The organism is Brachyspira sp., assembly GCF_050873525.1.
Taxonomy (GTDB): domain Bacteria; phylum Spirochaetota; class Brachyspiria; order Brachyspirales; family Brachyspiraceae; genus Brachyspira.
This window is the reverse complement of record NZ_JBNMIZ010000198.1, coordinates 1-4,919: the sequence shown is the minus strand read 5'-3', so window position 1 is coordinate 4,919 and position 4,919 is coordinate 1. Positions and strand designations below refer to the sequence as shown.

The 4,919-nt window shown below is 30.9% G+C and carries 5 protein-coding genes; 3 read left to right on the top strand and 2 right to left on the bottom strand.

Going from position 1 to position 4,919, the window contains the following annotated elements:
• Positions 1-190, bottom strand: a 190-nt coding sequence (locus tag ACR0QS_RS11045; RefSeq protein ID WP_432633503.1) for a hypothetical protein, incomplete at its 3' end; no start/stop codon positions are given.
• Between the two features lie 28 nt (positions 191-218).
• On the opposite strand from ACR0QS_RS11045, the gene ACR0QS_RS11040 reads away from it, so the two are divergent.
• A complete protein-coding gene (locus tag ACR0QS_RS11040) occupies positions 219-1,007 on the top strand; it encodes a toxin A (RefSeq protein WP_432633502.1) in 789 nt (262 codons plus the stop codon).
• On the opposite strand, the gene ACR0QS_RS11035 is transcribed toward ACR0QS_RS11040, so the two are convergent.
• Positions 1,008-2,060 carry a DegT/DnrJ/EryC1/StrS family aminotransferase gene (locus ACR0QS_RS11035; protein WP_432633501.1) on the bottom strand — a complete coding sequence of 351 codons (1,053 nt, stop codon included), beginning with the start codon at positions 2,058-2,060 and terminating at the stop codon, positions 1,008-1,010. It lies immediately after the preceding gene.
• A 176-nt stretch (positions 2,061-2,236) separates the two neighbouring features.
• Between ACR0QS_RS11035 and ACR0QS_RS11030 the strand changes: the two genes are divergently transcribed.
• Positions 2,237-2,455, top strand: a complete 219-nt coding sequence (locus tag ACR0QS_RS11030; RefSeq protein ID WP_432633500.1) for a putative Se/S carrier-like protein — start codon at positions 2,237-2,239, stop codon at positions 2,453-2,455.
• A 6-nt stretch (positions 2,456-2,461) separates the two neighbouring features.
• The gene (locus ACR0QS_RS11025) at positions 2,462-4,891 is read left to right on the top strand and encodes a TIGR03960 family B12-binding radical SAM protein (protein ID WP_432633499.1); all 2,430 of its coding nucleotides are present in this window, start codon (positions 2,462-2,464) and stop codon (positions 4,889-4,891) included.
• Positions 4,892-4,919: the final 28 nt, after the last annotated feature.

The window sequence follows — 4,919 nt, the reverse complement described above, 5'->3', positions numbered from 1 at the left end:
CTTTTTTATAATAGCTTATTAAATCAACATATAAATAATATTTATAATTAGCTGAGGAAAATACTGCATTATAATCATCATAACTATCAATACTAAGACCACTTGGTAAATAATATTTAAAAGCGCGATTAACCTCATTATATTTACCTGTTTTATTAGCAAGTTCATTTAATAAAGAATCAGTATTCATATTTTTTATATTAATATTTAGTTCTATAATGGCTCAAACTAATATTCAATCGGGGCTTTATATTGGAGCGGAATTGAAAGGAAATTTTGCGCCTTATCTTGACGGCGGCGGACAATTAACATTATTCTATAGATTTATTTCGGATGTTTTTCCGGGCTATATTTGGGAAGGAATAAAAACGGATGTTGGAATAAGCGATTATATGACGGCAGAAAATAATAAATTGACGGTTTTCGCCGACACTTCAATTATAGAATATGTCAATATAAACGCCAAATTGTCTTTTTTGAATTATTATACTTTCGGGCAGAGAGGATTTGTCAGTTTTGCAAGTTCCAATCAGTCTTTTTCCACAAACGAAATCGAAAGTGCAAATAAAACCGAGAATATTTCTTTTGAAGCGGAAATTACGCCGACATTTAAATTCGAGTTTTTAAAAAATATGTTCGAGGGAAGAGGAATAGTTCTTCAAGCGGGACTTACTTTTAAATACGCATATATTAAATATGGAAAATATCATTTGGATTACGATTTGCTTCTTATAAGGGACCAGAATGATATTTCCTATAAATTGGATACTTTACTTATAGCGAATTTATATCCAATGTCGGTTGGGCTAAATTATATGCTCGCTTATATGAATAATACGAAACAATTATGGCAGACTATAGGCGCTTACGCTCATTTGGAATGGGAATTATTGAATAGAATATATATGGAAGCGAATTTGAAAATCGGAGAATATATAAGTCATCCCGCTTTCAAAAAAAGTCTTTACGCCGATATGAACGCGATGATAACTTTCAGAATAATATAATCATCTAATTTGTTTAATTAATTTGCATATTAAATCCGCCTCGCTTTTTTGCAAAGTCGGATATATCGGTAAAGATACGCTTTTTAAGTAAGCTCTTTCGGTATTTGGAAAATCTTCTTTCGGCAGATTCAAATATTGATGCAATGGCTTGAATATCGGTTTTGCAATTTCAACTTTATGCCTTTCAAACATTGAAATCGTATCGTAAATATTCATATCTCCGTTTAACATACAAACATATCTATAATAAGAAGGCTCTTCAGAATCATGCATTGAGAATTTACTTAATTTACTTTCCAAAATCGCCGAGTCGTAAAACGATGCGATATCTTTTCTAACTTCAATCATTCTTTCAATATGTTTAAATTCTTCCATTCCAATTGAAGCCTGCAAATCAGTTGAGCAGTAATTGAATCTTGGAATAAAATTTTCTTTTTTATCATAATGAATAATATCTCTTATTGCGTCCATTCCTTTTTTCTTCGTAAGTATCATTCCTCCAGCTCCGCCAGAAGTTATCATTCGAGTCGCCGAAAAAGAAAAATATGCGAAATCCCCGAAACTTCCCAAAAGTATATTTCTATATTTTCCGCCCAAACTATGAGAAGCGTCCTCTATAACGGGAACTTTAATATCTGCAAGTTCGTCTATCAAAGCGCAGTTTCCGAACATGTGAGAGACTATAATCGCTTTCGTTTTTTCATTTATCGCTTCGATTACATTATCCATCGATATTTGAAAACTGTCTTCGTCAATATCTATTAAAATCGGTTTTGCCTTAAGATTTGTCACAGTTTGAAGAGGAGAAGCGTTCAAAAAAGAAGACATTATTACTTCGTCTCCTTCGCCGATATTTAAATATCTTAATATAATTTCCAAAGCGCTCGTTCCGCTGCTTACAAATATTGCAGAAAAACTTTTTCCAAAATAATTTGCAAATGTTTTTTCAAATTCTTTTATAATATCGCCCGTAGCCAAATTGTCGCTAATCATTACTTTTAAGGCGCTTTCCAAATCTTTTTTTCTTATTGTGGGTCTCGAATGTCTTATCAATTTTATTCCCCGTTATTTATTTAATCGTATTATAATATATTGAAATTATATTATTTTCAATAGAAATTGTTTTGAAACTATTAATATTAATTGGCAGAAAATTATTTTGATATATCATGTTTTGAAATATATTTATTGAATATTTTGCTAAATATTTTATTTACAAGGAAGAAATTATGATAAAAAGTTTTTGTTATTTACAAACTCCAAGAGATTTAATTAGAGCGGAAAAAGTTTTAATGGACGCTGGAATCGAAGTGGTTATTCGTCCCGCTCCCGAACCAGTTTTCGGCGTATGCAATATGGCTATCGATATAGAAGATAACGATAAAGTATATATAGTTTCGTTATTGGAAGCTGCGGGCTTAATTGTTAAAGTGAAAGATATAGAATAAAATTAAATGAATAATAATTTGAAAGATGAAATATTAAATCTTCTTAAAACCAGCGATATAATAAAACCGACAAGATATTTGGGCGGAGAGATAAACGCAATAATAAAACCCGATATGGATTTTAAATTCGTAATGTCTTTTGCCGATTTATACGAAGTCGGAATTAGTAACTTGGGACTTTCCATACTTTACGAAGTTATTAACTCTATAGAATACGCATCCTGCGAGAGAGTTTATGCGGTTGCGCCCGATTTTGAAAAATTATTGAAAGAAAAAAATATTCCTCTATATACTTTGGAAACTTTTAGTAAAGTGAAAGACGCCGATATTTTAGGTTTTACTCTTCAATACGAATTAATTTATACGAATATTTTGCAAATTTTAGAATTGAGTCAGATTCCGATTTTTAGAGAAAAGCGAGGAGAAGATTTTCCGATTATAGCCGCTGGAGGTCCGAGTGTTTATAATCCTTTTCCGCTTGCCAATTTTATCGATGTTTTTTTAATGGGAGAATTCGATTACGAAATAAAAAACTTTGTCGATATAATTTATAATTTTAAAAAAAATAATGCTAAAAAAGACGATATATTAAAAGAATTATCAAAATTGGAATACGCGTATATTCCGAAATATCCAAAAAGGACGGTAAAAAGAATATTCGTTGAAAATATTAACGATATGCCTTATGTCAAAAAAACTTTAGTGCCGATTTTGGAAGGAATACAAAACAGAATTTCAGTCGAGATAGCGAGAGGCTGCACTCATAGTTGCAGATTCTGTCTGGCGGGAATTACTTATCGTCCCGTTAGAAATAGGAGAATTGAAAAAATAATCGACATAGCGATGGAATCTCTGGAAGCGACAGGTTCTGGGACTTTGAATTTATTTTCGCTTTCTGCGGACGATTATCCGAATATTGCCGATTTGATAGATTATCTTCAAACTTTGGGAGAGCATAAAGGATTTTCTTTGTCTCTGCCTTCTTTGAGAATAGATTCTTTCGATAAAGAAACGGCAAATAGAATAGGGCAGTTCAAAAAAACGGGTTTAACTTTTGCTTTGGAAGTTGGAAGCCATGAATTGAGAGAGAAAATAAATAAATCGATGGACGAAGACGCAATATTTAATATTCTTTCCGACATTCAAATTATGGGATGGAAAACGGTAAAAATTTATTTTATGATTGGCTTTACGGAAAATCCCGATAAAGAAGCGGACGAAATTATAGAAACTTTGGAAAAAATGATAAAAGTCTCAAAAAATAAAGTGAAGATAAACGCTGCTATAAATGTTTTCGTTCCGAAGCCTCATACCCCGCTTGAAAATTTGAATCAGCTTACGGATGAAGAAGCGATTATTTGCATAGAAAAAATAAAAAACAGATTTAGAAAAACAAAAGTTTCGATTAAATATCATCCTCCGAGAATGGCGGAAATTGAAGGAATAATATCGAGAGGAGACGAAACGGTTGGAGATATAATTTACGAAGCTTATAAAAGAGGAGCGAGATTCGATTCTTGGGTTGAATATTTTAAATATGATATTTGGAAAAAAGTTATTGAAGATAAAGAACTAACGATAAAAGAATTACTATCAAAAAGAAAAGAAATGCCATGGAAATGCGTTGACACTCTTATAAGCCAAAAATTTTTCGACAGAGAATACGAGAGATTTGAAAACGGAAAATTTACCGATTACTGTTTTACGGGAAATTGTCAAAACTGCGGAATAGATTATAAAACTTACTGCCATAAATATAAAAAAGAAATTTTAAATAAAAATTTTGAAGAGTTGAAAGAAGAATTGAAAAGTTTGCAAAAGAGAGATATTTTTTCGGTTAATCATAAAATATTTGTAAAATTCAAAAAAGAAGGAATTTCATCTTTACTCGGAATGCATGATTTGTCACGAATCATGATTTCAGCGTTGAAAATAGCGGGAGCAAAAATATCTTTAAGTAAAGGTTTTCATCCGCTTGAAAAAGTTTCGTTTACTCCGCCGACTCCTTTTGCCTGCGAAAGCGAAGCGGAATTTATGGAAATTAGTTTAACCGACAATATAGACTTAGGTTTATTAAAAAATAAAATAAATAATTTGCTCGCTCATATTGGAATAAAAATTTTGAAAATAGAATTCATTCCGATTAATCTAAAAAAAATTAACGCTCTTCCAAAAAATATTTTATACGAGATAGAAACCGATAACGATAAAACGGCATTTGATTTGCTTAAAGATAAAGAAGCTTTGAAAATAAGCGAAGAGAGAAACGGAGATTATTTGATTATAATGCCCGAAAATAAAATATTGATTACTTTGCTTGACGGAAACGAAAAATTGATTCGAGTTAGAGATATAAAAAATTATCTTCTTAAAAATAATATCGTTATTCAAAAAATAAAAAAATTGGATTTGGTAGAAATTAATCAATTTGCATAATTTAATTTTTTATGATACTATATAGAGT